Origin of the sequence: Caldicellulosiruptor hydrothermalis 108 (genome assembly GCF_000166355.1) — a bacterium.
GTDB lineage: Bacteria > Bacillota > Thermoanaerobacteria > Caldicellulosiruptorales > Caldicellulosiruptoraceae > Caldicellulosiruptor > Caldicellulosiruptor hydrothermalis.
Genome location: NC_014652.1, coordinates 1032584 through 1056044, shown reverse-complemented (window position 1 = coordinate 1056044; position 23461 = coordinate 1032584). Strand labels below are relative to the sequence as shown.

The following is a 23461-nucleotide window of genomic DNA, read 5'->3' as shown; positions in this document are numbered from 1 at the left end:
AAGTTTAGTTGGTATTTTTGCTTTTTTGCTTGCTAAGATAGTCTTCAATTGCGGCTTTAATTGCCTCTTCGGCTAAAACCGAACAGTGGAGCTTGTTTGCCGGAAGACCGTCTAAAGCTTCTGCAACAGCTTTGTTAGTAATCTGCAAAGCTTCTTCTATTGTCTTTCCTTTCACCATCTCTGTTGCCATTGAACTTGTGGCAACAGCAGCACCACAGCCAAATGTTTTAAACTTTGCATCAACTATTATACCATTTTCTATTTTAAGATACATCTTCATTATATCCCCACACTTCGGATTGCCAACCTGAGCAACACCGTCTGCATTCTCAATCTCACCAACATTTCGTGGGTTCATAAAATGGTCTAAAACCTTTTCGCTATACATTTTTACTACCCCCTTTTTTTACGCTTTCATAAAGCGGACTCATTTCTCTTAATCTTGAAACAATTTCAGGCAAAACTTCTAATAGATAGTCTATATCTTCTTCGGTGTTATCTTCACCCAGTGTTATTCTCAAAGATCCATGAGCAACCTCATGTTCAAGCCCAATTGCCAGAAGCACATGTGAAGGGTCCAAAGACCCGGATGTACATGCAGACCCGCTTGATGCTGCAATTCCTTTCATGTCAAGCATCAAAAGCAGGCTTTCACCTTCAATAAACTCAAATGAGAAGTTTGCATTGTTAGGAAGTCTCTGATTTCTGTCACCATTGAGTCGAACATAATCAATTTTGCTTAAGACCCCGTCAATGAGCTTATCTCTCAGTTTTTGAAGCTTTGCAGCATACTCAGAAAGATTCTGAGTTGCAAGCTCTATAGCCTTGCCAAGGCCAACAATTCCTGCTACATTCTCTGTTCCAGCACGCCTATTTCTCTCCTGTGCACCTCCATGCGAAAATGGATGAATCTTTGTCCCTTTTCTGATATAAAGTGCACCAACACCTTTTGGACCATAGAATTTATGAGCAGAAAGTGATAAAAGGTCGACACCCAAATCTTTTACATCAACAGGAATTTGCCCAACTGCTTGAACAGCATCAGTATGAACGATTATTCCCTTTTCCTTTGCTATCTTTGCTATCTCTTTGACAGGCTGGATTGTCCCAATTTCGTTATTTGCAAGCATGACAGAAATCAAAATAGTGTCATTTCTTATTGCCTCTTTTATCTTCTGAGGGTCAACAATACCATTTGGCTCAACAGGAACATATGTTACTTCAAATCCTAAACCTTCAAGATATTTCAGAGGATGCAAAACCGCATGGTGCTCGATTGTTGTTGTTATAATATGCTTGCCTTTATCTTTATTTGCAAAAGCAACTCCTTTTAACGCCCAGTTATCTGATTCTGTTCCACCAGAGGTAAAGTAAATTTCTTGAATATCTGCATTTAAGGCCTTTGCAACTCTTTCTCTTGCAAGCTCAACTGCTTTTTTTGCTTCTCTTCCGAGCTTGTAAATTGTTGAAGGATTGCCGTACTGCTCTGTCAAATACGGCATCATCTCATCTAATACTTCCTTTTTAAGAGGAGTTGTCGCTGCATGGTCAAAATAAATAATTTTTCCTTCCATATATATCATCTCCCATTATTTTTATCATTTTAGTAGGGTTTCTGTAACTATTATACCCAATTTTTTAGATATAAAACATGTATGACTCATCTGCTGTCATCTTTTTATAATCATCAACCAAATCCTGGAGCGTCACAGAATCAACAACGTTTTCTATTGCTTCTTTGACCTTTTCCCAAACCTTTCTGGTCACACAAAACTCTGCTCTTGGACAGTCAACCCTTTCTATATCATCTATACATTCAGAAGGCGAAAGTGACCCCTCAAGAGCTCTTAAAATCTCACCAATAGTAATTTTTGAAGGCTCTCTTGAAAGCATATAGCCACCCTGCGCACCTCTTATACTCTTGACAAGTCCTGCTTTTTTCAAGGCAGCAATGAGCTGTTCTAAATAATGCTCAGAAATCTCCTGACGCTCTGCTATGCTCTTCAAAGATACAAGCCCTTCATCATAGTGAAGCGCTAAATCAAACATTGCTCTGACACCATATCTTCCCTTTGTAGATAACCTGAACATCTTATATCTCTCCAATTCCGACTTGTATACTCGGTTTTATTTATATAATAACATCTTAAAGTTATTTTTGTCAATAGTTTGGGCAAATAAAAAAAGACCATTCATTCTACATGGTCTTTCTTTGTCATCTATTATTGCTTTTCGCTTTTTTACAAAGAGGTTTATTACAAAAAACATCCTCAAAAAACCATGCTTATTGAGTTTTACTGCGAATTTAGATGCAATATCTTCTTTACTTCCTCTATTTCTATTCCTTCCCCTTTAGAAATCTCATCTTTTGCCAATTCTATTTGTTGGATTTCTTCATCTGTTAATTCTTCATCTGAAGTAACTATCCTCCTAACTATGTGTAAAAGGCTAATCACATCTTCAGTTGTCAGCTTGTCAATCAGTGAATAAAGTTCATCTCGGGGATTTCTCATTTATATACATCTCCTCTATATCCGATTGTCAAAATATGTACTTCATTACCTTTAACCATAAATATTACTCTTATATTCCCTACACGTAGCCTTAACTCTTCTCGTCCCTTTTTAAAACTTTAATATCTCCCTTGAAAGGCTTCCCTCTCAAATTATTTTCAATCGCATCAATTATTCCTTTAGCTGTTTTAGCATCTTGTAGACTTAAAAATTTAAGAACCTGTTAAGAAAAAATAATCTTCATCTATTCTTGGCTCCAAATAACTTATTTATAATGTAAATTATTACTTGTGTAATTTTATTATATCACAAAAATAAAGCTATTTCCACTAAAATTAACAAGAGAATCTCGAATAGGTGTAAAAAATATTTACCACAACGAAAGAATGCACGAAGTGCCTATAAAAAAAGCTATCTCTCTATTTTTTGTGAGAAACAGCTTTCTTTATGCTTCCTTAATTAATTCAATCAATTAATAATCTTTTAATTTCCATTGTTGTAAGAGGAATAAAAATAGCTACCGGATACCGTACATTCTTTTGAGGAGGAACTTATTTATATAGCTGGTATTAATTTATATTTTTATCTTTTTATAAACATAACAAAATCGTCTGCCCTCTTTTGTTTTCGAAATTTTGAGAGCAGACGAATTGCTTTTATATTTAGTTGGTAGCCCTAAGGGGATTCGAACCCCTGTCTCCGCCGTGAGAGGGCGGTGTCCTGGGCCTCTAGACGATAGGGCCATTTTTTTTGGCTGCGGGACTAGGACTCGAACCTAGACAAGGTGATCCAGAGTCACCTGTGCTACCATTACACCATCCCGCAGCGTTTTTGCAACAATCAAAAAGCATTAATAATATTAGCACACACTTTTGATTTTGTAAATAGCAAAATTTTGTTCGCTAATTAAAATATGAACTTAAAAAGCAAAAAGGCCAAAGAGGAAAATGCCTCTTTGACCTTACACAAGCTCTATATAAACCATCATAGCACCGTCGCCTTTACGTGGACCAACCTTAATTATTCTCGTATAACCACCATTTCTCCCTTGATATCTTGGAGCTATTTTCTGGAACAAGTCATATGCAACATCTTCTTCATACAAATACCCTAAAACTCTTCTATATGATGCAAGATCACCTTTTTTGGCTATGGTTATAAGCTTTTCAGCTATTCTTCTCAAATCCTTTGCCTTTGCTTCTGTTGTCATTATTCTACCATGCTTGAACAAAGATGTTGCCAAGTTTCTCATAAGGGCCTGTCTGTGGTCTGTATCGCGTTTGAGTTTTCTTAATTTGTTCATTTCTCTTCTTCCTCCTCCTTCGGCGTGCTATCACTCTTTTTGAGGCTAAGTCCTAAACTGTGAAGTTTTTGGATGACCTCTTCTAAGGACTTTTTGCCCAAGTTCCTTACCTTCATCATCTCTTCTTCAGTCTTGTTGACAAGGTCCTCAACTGTGTTTATCCCCGCTCTTTTAAGACAGTTGTATGACCTTACTGAAAGCTCAAGCTCTTCTATGGTCATATCTAAAAGTTTATTTCTCTTCGGCGGCTCTTGTTTTACAACTGTCTCAATCTTTGTAGGAATATTAGAAAGATCAGTAAACAGGTTAAAATGCTCTATTAAAATCTTTGCGGCAACGGTTAGCGCCTCATCTGGACGAATAGTTCCGTTTGTCCATATCTCCATAGTCAACTTATCATAGTCGGTTACCTGACCAACTCTTGTATTTTCAACCTTGTAGTTGACCTTTACAACAGGCGTATAAATAGAATCAACAGGGATAACACCTATTGGCTGGTTTGGCTGTTTGTTTCTTTCAGCCGGGACATAACCTTTCCCTTGATTTACTGTTATCTCCATAAAAAGTCTTGCGTCAGAGTTAAGAGTGGCAATATGATGGTCTGGATTGCAAATCTCTATATCAGCATCTGCCTTTATATCTTTTGCTTTTACTTCACATTCACCCTGAGCCTCAATGTACATTACCTTTGGCCCTGGGGATGACATCTTGATAGCCAAGCCTTTTAAATTGAGTATTATCTCTGGTACATCTTCTAAGACCCCTGGAATTGTCGAAAACTCATGTAAAACCCCATCAATCTTAACTGCTGTGACTGCTGCACCAGGTAGTGACGACAAAAGTGTTCTTCTAAGCGCATTACCAACTGTTATACCATAACCTCTTTCCAGAGGCTCAATAACATATCGCCCATATTTATTGTCTGGGCTCAGCTCTTCACACCTTATTGTTGGTTTTTGAAATTCTATCAACTTGATATACCCTCCTTAAAAATAATACACCACACAGACCTTTTTACGAGGGCATTTATTACTTAGAGTAAAGCTCTACTATCAGGTGCTCTCTAATTGGCATATCAATATCTTCTCTTGTTGGAAGAGCTATTACCTTTCCTACAAGGTTCTCAGCGTCCTTTTCAAGCCACTTTGGAGAAGGCTTCTTTGCATACTTTTCTTTTATCTCAACAAACCTTGTTTTTGACTTGCTTCTCTCGTCAACCTCTATTACATCGCCAACCTTTACAAGATAAGATGGAATGTTCACAGTTCTCCCATTTACCTTAAAATGAGCATGGGATACTAAAACTCTTGCTTCTCCGCGTGAGGAAGCAAATCCAAGTCTGTAAACAACATTGTCAAGTCTTCTTTCAAGTAATGACAAAAGATTTTCACCAGCGATACCCTTCATCTTTTCAGCCATTTCGAAATATCTTCTGAATTGGGTCTCTAAAACACCATAAATTCTTTTTACTTTCTGTTTTTCTCTCAGCTGCATACCATATTCAGAAAGCTTCTTTCTCTCCTGACCATGCTGACCTGGTGGGTATGGTCTTCTTGCAAACGCACACTTTTCGGTATAACATCTATCACCTTTTAAAAATAATTTCATTCCTTCTCTTCTGCACAGTCTGCAGTCCGGTCCAATGTATTTTGACAAGACAAAGCACCTCCTCTAAAATTTTATACTCTTCTTCTCTTTGGCGGTCTGCAACCGTTGTGCGGAATTGGAGTAACATCTTTTATGAGTGTTACCTCAAGCCCTGCTGCTTGCAAAGCACGTATTGCAGCTTCTCTTCCTGCACCTGGCCCTTTTACATACACTTCAACAGTTCTCATACCATGGTCCATTGCCATCTTTGCTGCCTTTTCTGCTGCAAGCTGAGCAGCAAACGGTGTGCCCTTTTTAGTTCCTGAAAAACCACATGTTCCTGCACTTGCCCATGCAATAGCATTGCCAGATGGGTCAGTAATTGTAACAATTGTATTATTGAATGTTGAATGGATGTGTGCAATACCTTTTTCAACATTCTTTCTTTCTGAACGTCTGACAGTTCTTCTCGCTGGTCTTGCCATATCAATTTACTCCTCCTTCTTATGATTTCTTTCTCATAACACCAACAGTTTTTCTTGGACCTTTTCTTGTTCTTGCATTTGTTCTTGTCCTCTGACCACGAACAGGAAGACCTCTTAAATGTCTCAAACCTCTGTAACATCTTATATCAATTAATCTCTTTATGTTTCTTGCAATTTCAGCTCTCAGTTCACCTTCAACCTTGAAATTCTTGTCTATATAGTCTCTGATTTTAGCTACCTCATCGTCAGTGAGGTCTTTTACTCTTTTGTTTGGGTCAACGCCAGTATCTCTTAAAATCTGTTTTGATCTTGAAAGACCAATCCCGAATATATATGTCAGAGCTATCTCAACTCTCTTTTCTCTTGGTAAATCTACACCCGCAATTCGTGCCATTCTAAAAATTCACCTCCAATAAATTAACCTTGTCTTTGTTTGTGCTTTGGATTTTCGCAGATTATTCTTATCTTGCCCTTTCTTCTGATAATCTTGCACTTTTCACATATAGGTTTCACAGATGGTCTGACCTTCATTCTACCTTATTCCTCCTTTTTTAAAGAGAGTTTATTTTGATCTCCAAACAATCCTACCTCGTGTTAAATCATACGGTGATAGCTGAACAACCACTCTATCACCTGGAAGTATTCTGATGAAGTTCATTCTAAGCTTTCCTGACACATGGGCAAGGACTTTGTGCCCATTGTCAAGCTGGACCTGAAACATTGCGTTTGGCAGTGCTTCAACCACAGTCCCTTCTAATTCAATTACATCCTCCTTGGACAAGGCTTATCAACCCCCTACTCTTTTCTATTCTCAAATTCCTCTATCACCTTTGCAACCTCTGCGTCAGTAAGCTTTTTCTTGAGTATCTTTTCTTTTATCTCTTCAGAGACAAACTTTGTGGGTGCTATGTGTTTTATCTTTTTCTTCTTGGGCTTTTTGATTTTTCGCAGTTTCCCGTCAACAAGGTAAACATACCCGTCGTCGGTTATATCAAAAATTACAAAGAACCTATTTTTATCTCTTCCCATTTTGGACAGAACAATCTGCCCTATTTGAAGACCCATCTTTATTAACACCTCATAATGTAATTATCTCTGGCAAGCTCTCAGTTACGATTATGGTATTTTCATAATGAGCAGAGAGCTTACCATCGAGCGTCTTTACAGTCCAACCGTCCTTGTCAGTGTACACCTTGTAACTTCCCTCATTTACCATAGGTTCAACCGCCAAGGTCATGTTCTTGATAAGCCTTATCCCAACTCCAGCCTTGCCAAAGTTAGGGACCTGAGGTGACTCATGAAATTTTCTACCTATTCCATGCCCCACCAAATCCCTCACAACACTGAAGCCACGGCTTTCAACATATCTTTGTATACTATTTGATATATCTCCAACTCTCTTGCCAGCAACCGCGTTTTTAATACCTTCAAAAAAGCTTTCTTCTGTAACCTTTATCAAAAACCTTGCTGTCTCAGAAATCTTTCCAACAGCAAAGGTCCTTGCAGCGTCAGCATGAAGTCCGTCAACACAAACTCCTACGTCTATACTGATAATATCTCCATCTTCCAGCCTTCTCATACCTGGAATTCCATGAACTACCTCGTCATTGACTGAGGTACATATGGAGGCAGGATACCCATACAATCCCTTAAATGATGGTATCCCGCCATTTTTAATTATATACTCTTCAGCAAATTCATCAAGCTCTTTTGTGGTGATACCTGGTCGTATCAATTTTTCTAATTCTTTTAAAACCATAGCAACAATTCTGCCAGCTGCTCTCATTGAGTCAAGCTCAGCTTCTGATTTTATAGTAATCATTTTCGGTCTTTGCTCCTTATTCTATGCCAAGTGCTTTTAAAACCTCTTTTGTTGTATCGGCTATTTCTTCCTGACCGTAAGCTACAACAAGTAAGCCCTTTGCTTTGTAATAATCAATTAGTGGCTGTGTTTGTGCATGATAAACTTCCAGTCTCTTTTTGACAGTTTCTTCTTTATCATCTTCTCTTTGATAAAGCTCTCCACCACATACATCACATACACCTTCTTTTTGTGGTGGCCTGTAGATGACATGGAAGCTTGCACCGCAGTTTTTACAAATCCTTCGCCCAGACATTCTCTCTAAAATCTTTTCGTCTGGAACTTCAATGTTCAAAACCTTGTCAATCTTCTGACCAAGCTCTTGAAGTACTTTATCAAGTGCTTCTGCCTGGGCTATAGTGCGCGGAAAACCATCAAGTAAAAACCCATTTTTGCAGTCCTCTTTTGAAAGTCTGTCCTTAACAATCTCAATTACTATCTCATCTGGAACTAAAAGGCCTTTGTCCATGTATTCTTTTGCCTTTTTCCCAAGTTCTGTCTCATTTTTAACATTCTCTCTCAAAATGTCACCTGTTGATATATGAGGTATCGAGAATCTTTTGCTCAAATATTCTGCCTGAGTGCCCTTCCCAGCACCCGGTGCACCTAAAAGTATAAGCCTCATGTTTACTATACCTCCGCACTAACAATAATCTACTCTTTTTAGCTTAAAAACCCTTTGTAATGACGCATCAGCATCTGAGCTTCCATCTGTCTGATTGTCTCCAGCGCAACACCCACAACAATCAGCAAGCTTGTTCCACCAAAATAGATGTTAAGCTGGTGTTTGAACATGATTCCAACCAAGGTTGGCAAAATAGCAATAAACGCCAAAAACAGCGCACCAGCAAAGGTAACTTTTGAAAGCACTCTTGTTATAAAATCTACAGTTGGTTTGCCAGGTCTGATACCTGGAATGAACCCTCCATTGTTTTTCAAATTGTTAGCAATCTCAACAGGATTGAATACAATTGCTGTGTAAAAATAAGTAAACCCTATTATGAACAATGCATAGAAGAATGTATACCAGAACGAACCTGATGAAAAGTATGCTTTTACAAACTTATAGAATCCTGAATTTGGGAAAAACTGAGCAATTGTTGTTGGAAGCATAACCAGTGAAATTGCAAAGATTATAGGTATAACACCTGCAATATTGACCTTTATAGGAATGTGTGTGCTCTGTCCGCCATAAACTCTTCTTCCAACTACCCTCTTTGCATACTGTACAGGTATTCTTCTTTCACCTTCTTGGACAACTATGATAAAGACGATAATTGCAAGTGCCATTACTATAAACAGAATCACACCAATAATACTTGTGAGTGAAAACTCGTTTAGCTTTGCAACATAGTTCCAAAGAGAAACAACTCCGTTTGGAATTCTTGAAATAATACCTGCAAATATCAAAAGCGAAATACCATTTCCTATACCATTTTCTGTTATCTGTTCACCAATCCACATCAAAAATACAGTTCCAGCTGTAAGAGTAATAGTTATGGTGATAAAACCCAAAAATCCCTGACCTTGAGCTGTAATAACAGGAACACCGCCAGTGAGCCCAGTTGCATTCTTAAGGCCAAAATAGATACCAACTGCCTGGATAAACGCCAAAATAGCAGTTCCATATCGTGTCCACTCAGCAAGTTTCTTTCTTCCTTCTTCACCCTGTTTTGCAAGCTCTTCAAGTGCAGGTATAGCAATTGTCAAAAGCTGCATAATGATGGAGGAGTTAATGTATGGAGTTACGCTCATCGCAAATATACTCATGTTTTTAAATGTTCCACCTGCAACAACATCAAAAAACCCAAGCATTGTAAGGTCGTTTATAACCTTTGCCAAAGCATCCCTATCAATATAGGGGACTGGGATGAACGCCCCCAGTCTAAAAACAAGTATCATGAAAAGCGTAAACAGAATCTTTCTTCGAAGGTCGGGCAGCCTCCACGCATTTTTTATAGTTTCAAACACTTTAAATCACCTCTACCTTTCCTCCAGCAGCTTCTATCTTCTTCTTTGCACCTTCTGAAACTTTCTGTACTCTCACTATCAGCCTCTTTGTCAGCTCTCCTCTTCCCAGTATCTTTACGCCGTCTTTTTCTATCTTGCTTATAACCCTTTCCTTTAAAAGAAGCTCAGGTGTGATTACAGTGTCATTGTCAAACCTCTCAAGCTTTTCTACATTAACTTCAGTATACACCTTTTTATTGATATTTTTAAAGCCCCTCTTAGGAATTCTTCTGGTAAGTGGCATCTGCCCGCCTTCAAAACCAGGTCGAACACCACCGCCAGAACGTGCCCACTGACCTTTGTGACCTCTTGTCGAGGTCTTACCGTGACCAGAGCTTTCGCCTCGTCCCACTCTTTTTCTGCTTTTCTTAGAACCTGGCGCGGGTTTAAGTTCATAAAGCTTCATAGCAAAAAGTTCCCTCCTTTTTTACTTGAGTATCTCTTCTAATGTCTTTCCTCTGATTCTTGCAACCTCTTCTGGACGTCTGAGCTGTTTCAATGCCTCAATTGTTGCATGAACAACGTTCGCAGGGTTGTTAGAACCAAGGCTCTTTGTTCTTATATCTTTTATTCCAGCAAGCTCACATACAGCTCTCACAGCCCCGCCTGCAATAACACCAGTACCCTCTGGAGCAGGCTTTATCAAAACCTTTGATGCTCCAAAATCACCTATTGCTTCGTGTGGAATTGTGGTTCCAACTATTGGCACCTCAATTAGATGCTTCTTTGCATCCTCAATAGCTTTTCTGATAGCATCTGGAATTTCCGCAGCTTTTCCATGTCCTGCACCAACATGACCGTTTTCATCACCAACAACCACGATAGCAGAAAACTTTAATCTCTTTCCTCCCTTTACAACCTTTGCAACTCTGTTGATGTTTACAACTCTTTCTTTTAAATCTAATCCCTTTGGATCAATTCTCTTTTGCGCCAAGCCATATCCCTCCTTTAAAATTAAAACTCAAGACCGGCTTGCCTTGCAGCTTCCGCAAGCGCTTTTACTCTTCCATGATATGGATAACCGCCTCTATCAAACACAACCTTTGTTATTCCCTTTTCTTTTGCCCTTTCAGCTATTACTTTCCCTACATACTCTGCTGCCTCGATGGATTTTGTTGAAGATAGTCTTGACTTGATTTCAGGCTCAAGCGATGATGCAGCAACAAGTGTGTGACCTTTTTCATCGTCAATTATCTGAGCATAAATATATTTCAAGCTCTTGTAAACACAAAGACGAGGTCTTTCACTTGTGCCAAAAACCTTTTTTCTAATTCTTTTGTGTCTTATAAGCCTCTTTTCATTTCTATTCACCTTTTTATACAAGCCAAATCACTCCCCTCTATTTCTTACCGCCTTTGCCGGCTTTTCCTTCTTTGAGTCTCAAGACTTCATCAGCATATTTGATACCTTTTCCAAGATATGGATCTGGTTCTCTTACCTTTCTTATATTTGCAGCAAAGTTACCAACCTGTTGTTTGTCAATTCCTTTTACTATTATTCTGTTCTGGTCAGGAACTTCAATAGTAATGCCAGCAGGCTCTTCAATTTCAACAGGGTGTGAATATCCAACATTGAGTATAAGTTTCTTGCCCTGTTTTTGAGCTCTGTAACCTATTCCGACAACTTCTAATACTTTTTCATAACCCTTTGTTACGCCTTCTACCATGTTAGCAATAAGTGTTCGTGTAAGGCCATGCAGTGCTTTGTGGAACCTCTCATCAGAAGGTCTTTGAACAATTATCTGGTTGTTTTCTATCTTAACAATCATTTCAGGATGTATCTTTCTTGTAAGTGTCCCTTTTGGCCCTTTTACTGTGATGACATTCCCATCTATCTTGACATCAACACCGCTGGGTATATCAATAGGTTTTCTGCCTATTCTTGACATCATTTCACCTCCAACAAAAATAAAGTGTTGTTACCACACGTAGCAGAGAACCTCTCCGCCAACTCCCTCTTTCCTTGCCTTTTTATCTGTCATTATTCCTTTTGATGTAGAAATGATAGCAATACCAAGTCCGCCTAACACTCTTGGAAGCTCATCTTTGCTAGCATAAACTCTTCTTCCTGGCTTTGATATTCTCTTGAGCCCTGTTATTGCTCTTTCTTTATTAGGACCATATTTCAATCTAATCCTGATAATCCCATTCTTACCATCATCAATTATCTCATAATCTTTTATAAACCCTTCTTCTAACAAAATTTGGGCAATTGCTTTCTTCATTTTGGATGCTGGAATGTCTACAACTTCATGGCGAGCATTGTTTGCATTTCTAATACGTGTGAGCATATCTGCAATCGGGTCTATAACGTACATCTTATTACCTCCTTCCGAATTAAAAAATTACCAGCTCGCTTTCTTAACACCCGGTATCTCTCCATTGTGAGCAAGCTTTCTAAAGCACAGTCTGCAAACACCAAACTTTCTCAAATATGCTCTGGGCCTTCCGCATATCTTGCATCTATTGTAATACCTTGTGGAGAACTTTTGAGGTCTTTGTTGTTTTATAATAAGAGCTTTCCTTGCCATCTAAGTAATACCTCCTCTTTCATTTCTTAGCTTGCAAACGGCATCCCTAAAAGTCTTAAAAGCTCTTTAGCTTCTTCGTCAGTCTTTGCTGAGGTTACAATAGTAACTTCAAGTCCTCTTATCTTGTCTACCTTGTCATAATCAATCTCAGGAAAAACAAGCTGTTCTTTAAATCCTATTGAATAATTTCCTCGACCATCGAAAGACTTATCTGATACACCCCTGAAGTCTCTCACTCTTGGAAGAGCAAGATTTATCATCTTATCCAAAAACTCATACATTCTATCGCCTCTTAACGTTACCATGCAGCCTATAGGCATACCTTTTCTGAGTTTGAAGTTTGCTATGGATTTTTTAGCACGTGTGACCACTGGTTTTTGTCCAGTAATTGCCATCAAATCATTTACTGCTGCTTCCAAAGCCTTTGGATTATCCTTAGCTTCTCCAATACCAATATTTACAACAATCTTTGCAAGTCTTGGCACTTGCATAACATTTTTGTATCCAAACTTTTGCATCATAGCAGGAACAACTTCCTGAAAATACTTTTCTTTGAGTCTTGGTGCCATAAACAATTTACCTCCCTTCACTTTGCCAATTAGTCAATTATCTCACCACATTTTTTGCATGTTCTGACCTTTCTTTCTTCTTCACCTTCTTGAATAAATCTGTGACCAATCCTTGTTGGTTTGCCACACTTTGGACATACAAGCATTACCTTGCACGCCCAAATCGGTGCTTCCTGAGTTATTATACCACCCTGTGGCATCTTGGGATTTGGTCTTACATGCTTTTTAACTATATTAACGCCTTCAACTACTACTTTTTTATCTTTTGGCAATACTGTAAGTACTTTGCCTTGTTTGCCTTTATACTTGCCAGAGATAACTACAACAGTGTCACCTTTTTTTACATGAACCTTGTTTGGCATAACCTTCCCTCCTCAAAATAGCTTATAGAACTTCTGGTGCAAGAGATACTATCTTCATAAAATCCTTGTCACGAAGCTCTCTTGCAACAGGTCCAAAAATACGTGTTCCTCTTGGAGTTCCATCTTCTCTTATTAGCACTGCAGCATTGTCATCAAATCTTATATATGTCCCATCCTCTCTTCTTACACCTTTGCGTGTTCTGACAATAACTGCTTTTACAACGTCACCTTTTTTTACAACGCCACCTGGTGTTGCATCTTTGACAGAACAAACTATTACATCTCCTATATTTGCAAACTTTCTATTAGAACCACCTAAAACTCTTATACACATTACTTCCTTCGCACCCGTGTTGTCAGCAACCTTCAGCCTTGACTGTGGTTGGATCATCTTTCATTTCCCCTCCTTTAAAAAGCTAAGCTGTATTTAATTATTTTGCTCTTTCCAAGATTTGAACAACTCTCCATCTCTTTTCTTTAGAAAGTGGTCTTGTCTCCATAATCAAAACTTTATCTCCAACTCTGCACTCATTGTTCTCATCATGAGCTTTGAACTTTGTTGTTCTCTTTATAGTCTTTTTATAAAGAGGATGCTGAACAAGCCTTTCAACTGCAACTACTACTGTTTTGTCCATTTTGTCACTTACAACAACACCAACTCTTGTTTTTCTCATACCTCTTTTTTGCTCCACTTACATTCCCTCCCCACTCAATTCTGCTTTATTTTGCATTTTTATTTGATCTTTCTTGTTCTAATTCTCTTTCTCTCATTATTGTCTTTATTCTTGCAATTGTTCTTTTTACTTCTCGGATTCTCATAGGATTTTCAAGTTGATTTGTTGCAAGCTGAAATCTCAAATTGAACAGTTCTCTTTTTAACTTTTTAAGCTCATTATGCAGCTCTTGTGTTGTCATCTCTCTAATCTTAGACGCCTTCATTTGCCTCACCACCCACTTTAGCTTCTTCTCTTGAAACAATCTTGCATTTGATAGGCAGTTTGTGTATTGCAAGCCTCAAAGCCTCTTTTGCAACCTCTTCATCAACACCGCCAACCTCAAACATCACTCTGCCAGGCTTTACAACTGCAACCCAGTACTCAGGCGAACCTTTACCAGAACCCATACGAGTTTCTGCAGGTTTTCTTGTAACAGGCTTATCAGGGAATATCTTAATCCATACCTTTCCGCCTCTTTTGATGTGTCTTGCAATTGCAACTCTGGCTGCCTCAATCTGGTTGCTTGTAATCCAGCCAGGTTCAAGCGCCATGATACCAAAGTCACCATACGCAACAAAGTTACCTCTCGTTGCTTTCCCTTTCATTCTACCTCTTTGCTGTTTTCTCCACTTAACACGCTTTGGCATAAGCATTACTTATCTCCTCCTTTTTCAGAAGCTGCTGCTTTCTGTGGAAGAATATCACCCTTGTATATCCATGTCTTCACACCAATTCTACCATATGTTGTATGAGCTTCTGCAAAGCCGTAGTCGATATCTGCTCTGAGAGTCTGAAGAGGAATTCTTCCTTCCTTGTACCACTCTGTTCTTGCAATGTCAGCACCGCCAAGTCGCCCAGATACCATTGTTTTGATACCTTTTGCTCCGCTCCTTAAAGCCCTTGCCATTGCCTGTTTCATAGCCTTTCTAAATGAAACTCTCTTTTCAAGCTGAGCAGCAATGTTCTCAGCAACAAGCTGAGCGTCAAGCTCTGGCACTTTAATCTCTTTTATATCAAGTGATATTGTCTTTCCACCTGTTAATTTTTCAAGCTCTTTTCTGAGAGCTTCCACACCAGAACCTGCTCTTCCAATAACGATACCTGGTTTTGCTGTATGGATGATAACTTTTACTCTCTTTGCTGCTCTTTCTATCTCAATTCTCGAAATACCTGCATGGTAAAGTTTTTCTTTTATGTGACGTCTGATTTTATAGTCTTCAAGAACATATTTTTGAAAATCCTTGTCATTTGCAAACCATCTTGAATCCCAGTCTCTAATAATTCCAAGCCTGAACCCCTTCGGATGAACCTTTTGACCCATTTATTTCCCTCCTTTTTAAAAGTTACTCTCTTTCTTTGAGAACAACTGTAATATGGCTTGTTCTTTTTCTTATCAAAAACGCTCTTCCCTGTGCTCTTGGTCTAATTCTTTTGAGCATTGGCCCACCATTTGCATAAATTTCTGCTATATAGAGCTTATCAACGTTCATATTGTGATTATTCTCTGCATTTGCAATTGCGCTCTTTACAAGCTTTTCTACTATTCTTGCAGCCCTTTTAGGTAAAAATTTTAAGATGTTCAAAGCTTCATTCACAGGTTTGTTTCTAATAAGGTCAATTACAACTCTAACCTTTCGTGGAGATATCATAGCATACCTCAATGTCGCTGTTGCCTTCTTTACCTCTGTATTTGTAGCCTTTTCCAATAGCTTCTCCTCCCTTCTAAATCACAATTAAACTAATTTTACAAAAGCTTTTGAAAGTTTTACTTCAAAGCTGTTGACCTTTCAGTGTGATGCCCATGTCCTTTGAAAGTTCTTGTCGGAGCAAACTCACCAAGTTTGTGTCCAACCATCTCTTCTGTTATATATACAGGAACATGTTTTCTACCATCATATACAGCTATTGTATGGCCAACCATCTGTGGTAAAATTGTTGACCTTCTTGACCATGTTTTAATAACCTTTTTTTCATTGTTTTGGTTCATCTTCTCAATTTTCTTTAAAAGTTTTGGGTCACAGTATGGACCTTTCTTCAAAGACCTTCCCACACTCAATCCCTCCTCAAGCAATCTTTATATTCAGAATAAGCACACATTTTATTTTCTTCTCTTGACAATAAACTTGTCTGACGGTTTGTTTTTCTTTCTGGTCTTGTAACCAAGTGTTGGTTTACCCCATGGTGTAAGTGGTCCTGGATGACCAATCGGTGCTTTACCCTCACCACCACCATGCGGATGGTCAACCGGGTTCATTGCAGAACCTCTAACAGTTGGTCTGATACCCATCCATCTTTTGCGTCCTGCTTTTCCTATTCTGACATTTTCATGGTCTAAGTTGCCAACCTGACCAATTGTAGCTCTGCACTCTTGGCTCACATACCTGAGCTCACCGGATGGAAGTTTTATCAGCGCATATTTCCCTTCCTTTGCCATGAGCTGAGCAACACTACCTGCTGAACGGCAAAGCTGTCCTCCTTTTCCCGGCATAAGCTCTATGTTGTGTATCATTGTACCAACAGGAATGTTTTTAAGTGGTAGTGCATTTCCAACCTTAATATCTGCATCTGGCCCAGACATAACAGTGTCGCCAACTTTTAAACCTTCGGGTGCTATGATATATCTTCTTTCACCATCAGCATAGCACAAAAGTGCCAGAAAAGCTGTTCTGTTTGGGTCATATTCAATTGCCTCAACCTTTGCAGGAATTCCATCTTTATCTCTTTTGAAATCTACAATTCTTATTTTCTTTTTATGACCGCCACCTCTGTGACGAACAGTTATTCTACCCTGGTTGTTTCTACCTGCCCATTTCTTTTCTGTGAAAACTAATGATTTTTCAGGTTCGGTTTTGGTAATGATTTCTTTGTAGTTTAGAACCGATGCATTTCTTCGTCCTGGTGATGTAGGTTTATAGACTATTATACCCACCTTTGTTTCCCTCCTTAAACTCAGCATTTATATTGGTGTTAGATTAAGCTGTCGAAAAACTCTATTGTTTTGCTTCTATCTGTTAACTTTACAATCGCTTTTTTCCATGCCTTTGTTCTTCCTTCAAATCTTCCAACTCTTTTTCTCTTTGGCTTTACATTCATTGTCCATACTTTTTCAACCTCAACACCAAATAGCTGTTCAACAGCTTTCTTTATTTCAATCTTGTTTGCTCTTCTGTCAACCTCAAATGTGTATTTTTTCTGAGGAATCATGCTCATGCTCTTTTCTGTAATTATAGGTCTTTTGATTATTTCTTCTGGCAACATATTATGCATACACCTCCTCAACTTTCTTCACAGCATCCTGGAGGATGACAAACTTGTCATATTTGAGTATGTCAAATACATTTAAGTTGCCAACCTGCAAAGTTTTTACCTCTGGAATATTCCTTGTTGACTTTTGCAAATACTCATTCTTTTCAGGAATGACAATTAGCGCTTTTTGGTTTTCAAGTCCTAAGTTCTTCAAAACTCTTAAAACCTCTTTTGTCTTGTACTGGTTCATATCCCACCTGTCAAGCACAATAAGATTGTTTTCTTTTACCTTTGACGACAGTGCACACTTGAGAGCAAGTCTTTTTACCTTCTTTGGCAAGTCTATTGAAAAATCTCTTGGCTTTTTAGCAAATACAACGCCACCTTTTCTCCATGTTGGAGCTCTGATAGAACCTTGTCTTGCTCTACCTGTTCCTTTTTGTCTCCAAGGTTTTCTTCCACCACCGCGAACCTCAGCTCTTGTCTTTGCAGCAAATGTTCCTTGACGCCTGTTTGCTAAGTGTGCAACAACAGCTTGGTGCAGAACATGAGTATTTATCGGCACGTTGAAGATTGAGTCATTGAGCTCAATCTCACCAATCTGCTGTCCTTCTATATTGTAAACCGGCACCTTTGCCATTCTGTTTCCTCCTTCCTAAAACTTAAAGCTTATCTACTTTTGACAGAATCTCTGATGATTAAAAGCGAATTCTTGTTACCTGGAACACTTCCTTTAACAAGAAGCAGGTTTCTGTCTGGGTCAACCTTTACAACCTGCAAATTCAAAACTGTGACCCTTTCACCACCCATTCTACCAGGCATTTTCTTGCCAGGGAATGTTCTTGCTGGGAATGTGTTTGAACCCATTGAACCAACTCTTCTGTGATACATGGAACCATGGCTCATAGGACCTCTTTGCTGACCATGTCTTTTGATAACACCCTGGAACCCTTTTGCCTTTGAAATACCTGTAACATCTACTCTTTCGCCCGGCTGGAAAATATCAACTCTTATCTCCTGACCAACTTCATACTTGTCCGCATCTTTGAGTCTCAGCTCTCTCAAAAATCTTTTTGGTTTTACTCCATGCTTTGCAAAATGACCTCTTAAGGGTTTATTGAGCTTGCTCTCTTTTATATCCTCAAAACCAACTTGAATTGCAGAATAACCATCTTTTTCAACAGTTTTCTTCTGAACAACAACACATGGTCCTGCCTCAATTACAGTAACAGGTATTGCTCTTCCTGCTTCGTCAAATACCTGGGTCATACCTATTTTCTTGCCAAGTATCCCTTTTGTCATTTACATTTACACCTCCTTCAGCTTGATCTCGATGTCTACACCTGCTGGAAGTTCAACACGCATTAGTGCATCTACAGTTTTTTGTGTGGGCTTGATTATGTCAATAAGTCTTTTGTGAGTTTTGATCTCAAACTGTTCACGTGAATCTTTGTACTTGTGCGGAGCTCTGATGATTGTAATTACCTCTCTGTCTGTCGGCAGCGGAACTGGACCCGATACCTCTGCCCCTGTGTTTTTAGCTGTCTCAACTATCTTTTTTGCTGACTGTTCTAACAGCTTGTAATCAAATGATTTCAGCTTAATTCGCATTCTCTGTGCTTTTGACATACATTCCCCTCCTCTAAAATAATGTGATTCTAAGATCTTTCAAGCAATTTGCGACAGGGGAACTTTGCAACTTAGCCGTGTGTGTCCACAACCTTTATATAAAAATACCCGGAGTTTTTCCTTTTCGGGCATGAAAACACCGGGCATGAAATATTCTTTCACACCTTCCCCGTGTCGCCCGTCTCAAAGGACAAGACATACTCAGCAAAAATTCCCTGCAAAGTGGCTTTGCACCTTGCAGCAACCTTTTGCCTCATCGCAACATATGAACATTATTTTTCACCCACACAACGACTTTATAATTTTATAATAAAAAAAGGCGGTTTGCAAGAGAAATTTTAATAAGTTGCCCCGCCTTCTTGATAGATTTTTTTAATTAGCTCAACATCAACTTCATCCGCCCTAACAAAATGGTTTGGTTCAGCACCACAGTATGGACACGGGGAATTTAAATCTACAATCTCATAGCCACAAATACCGCACACATATTTTTCTTGCATATTAAATTTCCCTCCTCAGTATATTGTACTTCTTTTGTTATTTATTTAATACCCACAAATCAAAACTTTCTATCAAGATAATCTTTTAACAATTTTATGTGTTTCTCCTCATCCAAAATTATTCTCTCAAGCAGCTTTTTGATGTACCTGTCATCTATCATTTCAATGTGTCTCTTGTAATTCTTGATAGCCTCTTTCTCGGATTGGATATCAATCTTTATCATATCTTTTAAATCTTTATCGTAGTTTACAAAGTATCCGTTCCAGTACTGGCCATAGGTTGTGTAAGAGCCTCTGTACTTTGGCAGTGCACCGAGCAGATAAATTGTGGTGCCAAGAAGGTCCAAGTGTTTCATTTCAACCTGGGCAATACCAATTATGAGGTCTGCAAAATCTCTGTGTTTTACGTCGCTTATAAAATGCTGATACGAATATAGAGCGATTGCGGTAAACTCACTTGCGTATCCTGCATAGTCATCAAGTAGAATCTCTGCATAGTGTCTATTGGGCTCTTCTACCTTAGGTTCTGGATAAGGCGCATCATATGCAAATTTGGTCCAATCCATTTTAACTTTCTTCCCTCCTTTATATCCCCAGTTTGTGCTTTTAATACATTATATTGTTCAAAGAAATTTTTGCTACCCAAACTACTTTTCAGTTGTGCAAAGTCTTATATAAAAAATGAAGTGGATATTTAAAAAACTTTGTCAAAAAATTTTTGAGCTTTTGAGTTATAATAAGCTTACGAGAAACAGTGCTTTTTAAAAAGGTGGTTGGTCTTTCCTATGAAAATTAGTGTTGGAAATCTTCTTTCAGCTATCTCACATCTTATCGATATAGCTCAAGGAAGAAGAGAACATGCTCCTAAGGTTACATATATCTCTTTGCAGCTTTCACACCTTTTAGGACTTAAACCTGTTGAAAAAAAGAAGATATACTATGCAGCTTTTTTTCACGACATAGGAATAACAGTTGCAGATAAAAAATTTATCACATCCCATATTGACCTAAATCTTGCCAAAAACCACTGTCTACTTGGCTATGAATTTTTACAAAAACTTCCTTTAGACAGAGATATTGCAGAGTTTGTAAAATATCATCATGAGTTTTATAACGGATCTGGTGCATTTGGATATGACCACTTGACCACACCATTTGCTTCTCAGATTATAAACCTTGCTGACCAGATTGACATTACCTTAGATTTTTCAAACCCATATTATCAACAGATTGAGGAGATAACAAATTGGGTGTTGAAAAAGAAAGGTGTGCTTTTTAACCCTATCATTGTTGAAGCTTTTTTGGAACTTGCTCAAAAAGATAGATTCTGGTTGGACCTTTATAACCCTCATTTAAGGCAAATTGTCATGGCTTTATCACCTGAAGATGAGGTTTATTTTGACATAGAGCAGATGCTAAAGTTCTCTGAAGCAATATCTTTGCTTATTGACAACAAAAGCCCTTTTACTCATGTTCACTCCCAAGAACTTTCACAAACGGTTTATACAATTGCCAAAATCATGGGACTGGATAGCGAGATGGCAAACAAACTTAAAATCGCAGGTTACCTTCACGATATTGGCAAAATGGTTGTTCCAAATGAAATTCTCAACAAAGAAGGGAAGCTAACAAAAGAGGAGTTTTATATTATAAAATCCCATCCGTATTATACAAAATTGATTCTTTCTCAAATTCCTGCCTTCAAAGATGACATTGCTAACTGGGCAGGAAATCACCACGAGAGAATAGACAGAAGTGGGTATCCCGAAAAACTTGGAAAAGATGAGCTCTCGCTTTTAGACAGAATAGTAGGCATTTGTGATGTCTATCAGGCTTTAATAGAGGATAGACCTTACCGCAGAGGGCTTCCCCAATCTACAGCACTGAGCATTATTTCTGACATGGTTAAAAATGGCTTATTTTTAGAAGAAGAATTTTTGCTTTTAAAAAGAGCAGTAAGCTAAAAAAACTTACTGCTCTTTGTAGATTTTTCCTTTTATTTTGAAGCGTGCGCCTTTTGATATTTTATTTTCAGCTTCTATCATAAACCCATGTTTGTCGAATATAGCTTTTGCAATTGAAAGCCCCAGTCCACTTTCGCCCCTTTTGCCTTTATAGAATCTTTCAAAGATTTTATCAATCTCTCCTTGCAAAAATCCCTCTCCGTCATCCTCAATTGTCACCTCAAACTCATCTTTTTCAGACTTTATCTCAATTGTAACCTTATTGTTCGCATATTTTATGCAGTTTGAGATAATATTTGAAAAAGCTTCTTTTAGTCTGTGCTTGTCGCACAGGACATACGTCCTTGTCTGCGGAGCAAATTCAATATCTACTGTCTTAGAAAGCAAATAGCCTTCATTTTCTAAAATAGCTTCAAAAATGACCTCTTCAAGCACACTTTTTTCGAAATTAAAATAGTTTTCAATAGATTCAATCTTTGTAAGGTCAATAATCTGGTTTATCAAACTTTTCAATCTGTCAACATGCCAAATTATTTTATCTGCAGCTGATTCCATCTTGCTTTTATCTAAAATTCCTTCTTCAAGCATCTCTGCATATCCTCGCACTGAGGTAAGAGGAGTTTTGAGTTCATGAGAGATGTTTTGTAAAAACCTTATCTGTGCTTGATTGTATTCATCAATCTTTTCGATAAGTCTGTTAAATTCAGTGGCAATTAAGCCAATTTCGTCTTTTGAAGTTACTTCAACTTTTTTGTTAAACCTCATCTGGGAAGCCTGCTCTATTGCTTCTTTAAGGCGCAAAAGCCCTCCTATCATCCTACGGGATATAAAGATGGCAATGGTAGCAGCAAACAGACAGCTGAGTCCTGCTGTTTGCAAAATGAGTAGGAAAAATCTTCTCTCAAAGTTCAAAACCCTTGCAAGATCAGTAATAATAATTACAAAAACACTTTTTGATTTTCCGCCATATATTGTGAACAAACAGGGCTTTTCCCTAATGCTCCCTATCTCAAATCCGTATTGAGCATCTTTGTTCTCGTCAAAAAGCTTCATTATTTTTACCCTTGCCTCAACATCCAGCTCTTTATTTGAGTATTCTATCGCACCATCCCTGCTTACAATCACAATATAGTCCTGCAAAATTTTTGATTCCAAGCTTTCAAAATACGACTCAAATGGTTTCAAATTAACTGTGTTCTTGTTTTGGCTTGTAACAACAAATTCTATAAGCCTCGCAAAACGAAGGTTATCCTCTTTCATCTGGTCAATCAAATTTTTTTCAAACCAAGCATAAAAGAGGATAACAAAAACTATAAATATAAATAAAATTATACCCACGTACGACAAATAAATTTTAACCTTTATACTCATCTTTTTTCTCCTCAAGCTTGTATCCTAAACCCCACATTGTCTTTATCTCAACAGGCAGGCTGTATTGCAAAATCTTTTTTCTGAGCCTTTTGATAACATCGTCAACCATCCTCTCATCATATAAAGCAGGGTCTCCCCATATTCTTTCTAATATATAACTTCTCTTTAAAACCTTGGTCGACTCTTTTAAAAGAAGTGCAAATGTTTCAAATTCCTTTGGCGAAAGTTCTATATGTGTGCCATTATAAAAAACATTTCGCTGACTAAAATCAACCTTTATACCAAACATTTCTATGACATTATCCTGTTTTGTTGGACCTTTATTTACCCGTCGCAAAATTTTTTTTATTCTTGCTTCAAGTTCTGAAAGAGAAAACGGTTTTGATATGTAATCGTCACTTCCAAGTTCAAGCCCCAAAACTTTGTCAAGCTCTTCTCCCTTTGCAGACAGCATTATAATCGGCACATCGCTATTTTTTCTTATTCTTTTACAAATCTCATAACCATCAATGTCCGGAAGCATAATATCAAGTATAACTATATCAGGCTCACTTTTTTCAAATTCTTCTAAAAAACCTTCGCCATTCTCAAAGGTTTTGACTGCATAGCCTTTTTGGGTCAAATATTCAGATACAAGTTCTAATATATCCTTTTCGTCATCAACCACATACACAGTGTATGCAGACATCTTGAAATTCCCTTTCTTTATAAAAGTTTAGACAATTCCTTTCAAATATTTGAAAAAATTCTGAAACTCTTGTATACTATATAGTGGTTTCAAGATTTATTATAGCACAATCATTATTTCTTTGCAG

40 protein-coding genes and 2 tRNA genes are annotated in these 23461 nt (G+C 38.0%); 1 reads left to right on the top strand and 41 read right to left on the bottom strand.

What is annotated here, in order from left to right; all coding sequences use genetic code 11:
* Positions 1–4 precede the first annotated feature (4 nt).
* The 39 genes from nifU to CALHY_RS05040 all read right to left on the bottom strand — a co-directional run bounded on the left by nifU (position 5) and on the right by CALHY_RS05040 (position 19877).
* A complete protein-coding gene (gene nifU, locus CALHY_RS05225; protein WP_013402945.1) occupies positions 5–388 on the bottom strand; it encodes a Fe-S cluster assembly scaffold protein NifU in 384 nt (127 codons plus the stop codon).
* The gene (gene nifS, locus CALHY_RS05220) at positions 381–1574 is read right to left on the bottom strand and encodes a cysteine desulfurase NifS (protein WP_013402944.1); all 1194 of its coding nucleotides are present in this window, start codon (positions 1572–1574) and stop codon (positions 381–383) included. The genes nifU and nifS overlap by 8 nt, the downstream gene beginning before the upstream one ends.
* Positions 1575–1638: 64 nt before the next feature.
* Entirely contained in the window at positions 1639–2091 is a 453-nt protein-coding gene (locus CALHY_RS05215; RefSeq protein ID WP_013402943.1) for an RrF2 family transcriptional regulator, read from the bottom strand.
* 203 nt (positions 2092–2294) lie between these two features.
* Complete coding sequence (locus CALHY_RS05210; RefSeq protein WP_013402942.1) at positions 2295–2513, bottom strand: hypothetical protein; 219 nt, start codon at positions 2511–2513, stop codon at positions 2295–2297.
* Positions 2514–3180: 667 nt separating this feature from the next.
* Positions 3181–3256, bottom strand: a tRNA-Glu gene (locus tag CALHY_RS05205).
* Between the two features lie 8 nt (positions 3257–3264).
* Positions 3265–3338 (bottom strand) — tRNA-Gln (locus tag CALHY_RS05200).
* Positions 3339–3474: 136 nt separating this feature from the next.
* Positions 3475–3816: a 50S ribosomal protein L17 gene (rplQ, locus tag CALHY_RS05195; RefSeq protein WP_013402941.1), complete on the bottom strand. Its 342-nt coding sequence runs from the start codon at positions 3814–3816 to the stop codon at positions 3475–3477.
* Complete coding sequence (locus CALHY_RS05190) at positions 3813–4787, bottom strand: DNA-directed RNA polymerase subunit alpha (protein ID WP_013402940.1); 975 nt, start codon at positions 4785–4787, stop codon at positions 3813–3815. The genes rplQ and CALHY_RS05190 overlap by 4 nt, the downstream gene beginning before the upstream one ends.
* Positions 4788–4845: 58 nt before the next feature.
* Complete coding sequence (gene rpsD / locus CALHY_RS05185; protein WP_013290175.1) at positions 4846–5472, bottom strand: 30S ribosomal protein S4; 627 nt, start codon at positions 5470–5472, stop codon at positions 4846–4848.
* A gap of 23 nt (positions 5473–5495) precedes the next feature.
* Complete coding sequence (rpsK, locus tag CALHY_RS05180) at positions 5496–5888, bottom strand: 30S ribosomal protein S11 (protein ID WP_011917765.1); 393 nt, start codon at positions 5886–5888, stop codon at positions 5496–5498.
* Positions 5889–5907: 19 nt separating this feature from the next.
* Positions 5908–6282 carry a 30S ribosomal protein S13 gene (gene rpsM, locus CALHY_RS05175; protein WP_013290174.1) on the bottom strand — a complete coding sequence of 125 codons (375 nt, stop codon included), beginning with the start codon at positions 6280–6282 and terminating at the stop codon, positions 5908–5910.
* 23 nt (positions 6283–6305) lie between these two features.
* Positions 6306–6419: a 50S ribosomal protein L36 gene (rpmJ, locus tag CALHY_RS05170; protein ID WP_013290173.1), complete on the bottom strand. Its 114-nt coding sequence runs from the start codon at positions 6417–6419 to the stop codon at positions 6306–6308.
* A 31-nt stretch (positions 6420–6450) separates the two neighbouring features.
* Positions 6451–6669 (bottom strand): translation initiation factor IF-1, encoded by a 219-nt coding sequence (infA, locus tag CALHY_RS05165; protein ID WP_013290172.1) that lies wholly within the window; start codon positions 6667–6669, stop codon positions 6451–6453.
* Positions 6670–6683: 14 nt separating this feature from the next.
* On the bottom strand, positions 6684–6953 hold the full coding sequence (locus CALHY_RS05160; protein ID WP_013402939.1) for a KOW domain-containing RNA-binding protein: 270 nt from the start codon (positions 6951–6953) through the stop codon (positions 6684–6686).
* A 13-nt stretch (positions 6954–6966) separates the two neighbouring features.
* Positions 6967–7710, bottom strand: coding sequence for a type I methionyl aminopeptidase (gene map / locus CALHY_RS05155; protein WP_013402938.1), 744 nt, complete (start codon positions 7708–7710; stop codon positions 6967–6969).
* Positions 7711–7726: 16 nt separating this feature from the next.
* The gene (locus tag CALHY_RS05150) at positions 7727–8374 is read right to left on the bottom strand and encodes an adenylate kinase (protein ID WP_013402937.1); all 648 of its coding nucleotides are present in this window, start codon (positions 8372–8374) and stop codon (positions 7727–7729) included.
* A 38-nt stretch (positions 8375–8412) separates the two neighbouring features.
* Positions 8413–9720 (bottom strand): preprotein translocase subunit SecY, encoded by a 1308-nt coding sequence (gene secY / locus CALHY_RS05145; protein WP_013402936.1) that lies wholly within the window; start codon positions 9718–9720, stop codon positions 8413–8415.
* 1 nt (position 9721) lies between these two features.
* Positions 9722–10165, bottom strand: coding sequence for a 50S ribosomal protein L15 (rplO, locus tag CALHY_RS05140; protein ID WP_013402935.1), 444 nt, complete (start codon positions 10163–10165; stop codon positions 9722–9724).
* Between the two features lie 21 nt (positions 10166–10186).
* Positions 10187–10693, bottom strand: a complete 507-nt coding sequence (rpsE, locus tag CALHY_RS05135; RefSeq protein WP_013402934.1) for a 30S ribosomal protein S5 — start codon at positions 10691–10693, stop codon at positions 10187–10189.
* Between the two features lie 20 nt (positions 10694–10713).
* Positions 10714–11082, bottom strand: coding sequence for a 50S ribosomal protein L18 (gene rplR, locus CALHY_RS05130; RefSeq protein ID WP_013402933.1), 369 nt, complete (start codon positions 11080–11082; stop codon positions 10714–10716).
* A gap of 16 nt (positions 11083–11098) precedes the next feature.
* Entirely contained in the window at positions 11099–11647 is a 549-nt protein-coding gene (gene rplF / locus CALHY_RS05125; RefSeq protein WP_013402932.1) for a 50S ribosomal protein L6, read from the bottom strand.
* A gap of 30 nt (positions 11648–11677) precedes the next feature.
* The gene (rpsH, locus tag CALHY_RS05120; protein ID WP_013402931.1) at positions 11678–12076 is read right to left on the bottom strand and encodes a 30S ribosomal protein S8; all 399 of its coding nucleotides are present in this window, start codon (positions 12074–12076) and stop codon (positions 11678–11680) included.
* A 27-nt stretch (positions 12077–12103) separates the two neighbouring features.
* Complete coding sequence (locus tag CALHY_RS05115; RefSeq protein ID WP_011917778.1) at positions 12104–12289, bottom strand: type Z 30S ribosomal protein S14; 186 nt, start codon at positions 12287–12289, stop codon at positions 12104–12106.
* A gap of 26 nt (positions 12290–12315) precedes the next feature.
* The gene (rplE, locus tag CALHY_RS05110; protein WP_013402930.1) at positions 12316–12858 is read right to left on the bottom strand and encodes a 50S ribosomal protein L5; all 543 of its coding nucleotides are present in this window, start codon (positions 12856–12858) and stop codon (positions 12316–12318) included.
* A gap of 29 nt (positions 12859–12887) precedes the next feature.
* Entirely contained in the window at positions 12888–13220 is a 333-nt protein-coding gene (gene rplX, locus CALHY_RS05105; protein WP_013290161.1) for a 50S ribosomal protein L24, read from the bottom strand.
* A 22-nt stretch (positions 13221–13242) separates the two neighbouring features.
* Entirely contained in the window at positions 13243–13611 is a 369-nt protein-coding gene (gene rplN / locus CALHY_RS05100) for a 50S ribosomal protein L14 (RefSeq protein ID WP_013290160.1), read from the bottom strand.
* Between the two features lie 40 nt (positions 13612–13651).
* The gene (gene rpsQ, locus CALHY_RS05095) at positions 13652–13912 is read right to left on the bottom strand and encodes a 30S ribosomal protein S17 (protein ID WP_013402929.1); all 261 of its coding nucleotides are present in this window, start codon (positions 13910–13912) and stop codon (positions 13652–13654) included.
* A gap of 28 nt (positions 13913–13940) precedes the next feature.
* Complete coding sequence (gene rpmC / locus CALHY_RS05090; RefSeq protein ID WP_013402928.1) at positions 13941–14159, bottom strand: 50S ribosomal protein L29; 219 nt, start codon at positions 14157–14159, stop codon at positions 13941–13943.
* Positions 14146–14589 (bottom strand): 50S ribosomal protein L16, encoded by a 444-nt coding sequence (gene rplP, locus CALHY_RS05085; RefSeq protein WP_013402927.1) that lies wholly within the window; start codon positions 14587–14589, stop codon positions 14146–14148. The genes rpmC and rplP overlap by 14 nt, the downstream gene beginning before the upstream one ends.
* A complete protein-coding gene (gene rpsC, locus CALHY_RS05080; RefSeq protein ID WP_013402926.1) occupies positions 14589–15257 on the bottom strand; it encodes a 30S ribosomal protein S3 in 669 nt (222 codons plus the stop codon). Before rpsC ends, rplP begins: the two co-directional genes overlap by 1 nt.
* Before the next feature lie 22 nt (positions 15258–15279).
* Complete coding sequence (rplV, locus tag CALHY_RS05075; RefSeq protein ID WP_013290155.1) at positions 15280–15642, bottom strand: 50S ribosomal protein L22; 363 nt, start codon at positions 15640–15642, stop codon at positions 15280–15282.
* Between the two features lie 59 nt (positions 15643–15701).
* Positions 15702–15986 carry a 30S ribosomal protein S19 gene (gene rpsS / locus CALHY_RS05070; RefSeq protein ID WP_013290154.1) on the bottom strand — a complete coding sequence of 95 codons (285 nt, stop codon included), beginning with the start codon at positions 15984–15986 and terminating at the stop codon, positions 15702–15704.
* A gap of 48 nt (positions 15987–16034) precedes the next feature.
* Positions 16035–16865: a 50S ribosomal protein L2 gene (rplB, locus tag CALHY_RS05065; protein WP_013402925.1), complete on the bottom strand. Its 831-nt coding sequence runs from the start codon at positions 16863–16865 to the stop codon at positions 16035–16037.
* Between the two features lie 38 nt (positions 16866–16903).
* The gene (rplW, locus tag CALHY_RS05060) at positions 16904–17194 is read right to left on the bottom strand and encodes a 50S ribosomal protein L23 (protein ID WP_013402924.1); all 291 of its coding nucleotides are present in this window, start codon (positions 17192–17194) and stop codon (positions 16904–16906) included.
* 1 nt (position 17195) lies between these two features.
* Positions 17196–17822 (bottom strand): 50S ribosomal protein L4, encoded by a 627-nt coding sequence (rplD, locus tag CALHY_RS05055; protein WP_013402923.1) that lies wholly within the window; start codon positions 17820–17822, stop codon positions 17196–17198.
* A gap of 29 nt (positions 17823–17851) precedes the next feature.
* Positions 17852–18484: a 50S ribosomal protein L3 gene (gene rplC, locus CALHY_RS05050; protein ID WP_013402922.1), complete on the bottom strand. Its 633-nt coding sequence runs from the start codon at positions 18482–18484 to the stop codon at positions 17852–17854.
* Between the two features lie 6 nt (positions 18485–18490).
* Complete coding sequence (gene rpsJ, locus CALHY_RS05045; RefSeq protein WP_013290149.1) at positions 18491–18811, bottom strand: 30S ribosomal protein S10; 321 nt, start codon at positions 18809–18811, stop codon at positions 18491–18493.
* Positions 18812–19149: 338 nt separating this feature from the next.
* Positions 19150–19311: a hypothetical protein gene (locus tag CALHY_RS13725; RefSeq protein WP_013402921.1), complete on the bottom strand. Its 162-nt coding sequence runs from the start codon at positions 19309–19311 to the stop codon at positions 19150–19152.
* 59 nt (positions 19312–19370) lie between these two features.
* Positions 19371–19877 (bottom strand): ferritin-like domain-containing protein, encoded by a 507-nt coding sequence (locus CALHY_RS05040; protein WP_013402920.1) that lies wholly within the window; start codon positions 19875–19877, stop codon positions 19371–19373.
* A 219-nt stretch (positions 19878–20096) separates the two neighbouring features.
* Here CALHY_RS05040 and CALHY_RS05035 point away from each other — a divergent pair, with 219 nt between their 5' ends.
* Positions 20097–21275 (top strand): HD-GYP domain-containing protein, encoded by a 1179-nt coding sequence (locus tag CALHY_RS05035; RefSeq protein WP_013402919.1) that lies wholly within the window; start codon positions 20097–20099, stop codon positions 21273–21275.
* 6 nt (positions 21276–21281) lie between these two features.
* Here CALHY_RS05035 and CALHY_RS05030 read toward each other — a convergent pair whose 3' ends face one another.
* Positions 21282–22646, bottom strand: a complete 1365-nt coding sequence (locus tag CALHY_RS05030; RefSeq protein ID WP_013402918.1) for a sensor histidine kinase — start codon at positions 22644–22646, stop codon at positions 21282–21284.
* On the bottom strand, positions 22630–23334 hold the full coding sequence (locus tag CALHY_RS05025) for a response regulator transcription factor (protein ID WP_013402917.1): 705 nt from the start codon (positions 23332–23334) through the stop codon (positions 22630–22632). Before CALHY_RS05025 ends, CALHY_RS05030 begins: the two co-directional genes overlap by 17 nt.
* Between the last annotated feature and the right edge of the window lie 127 nt (positions 23335–23461).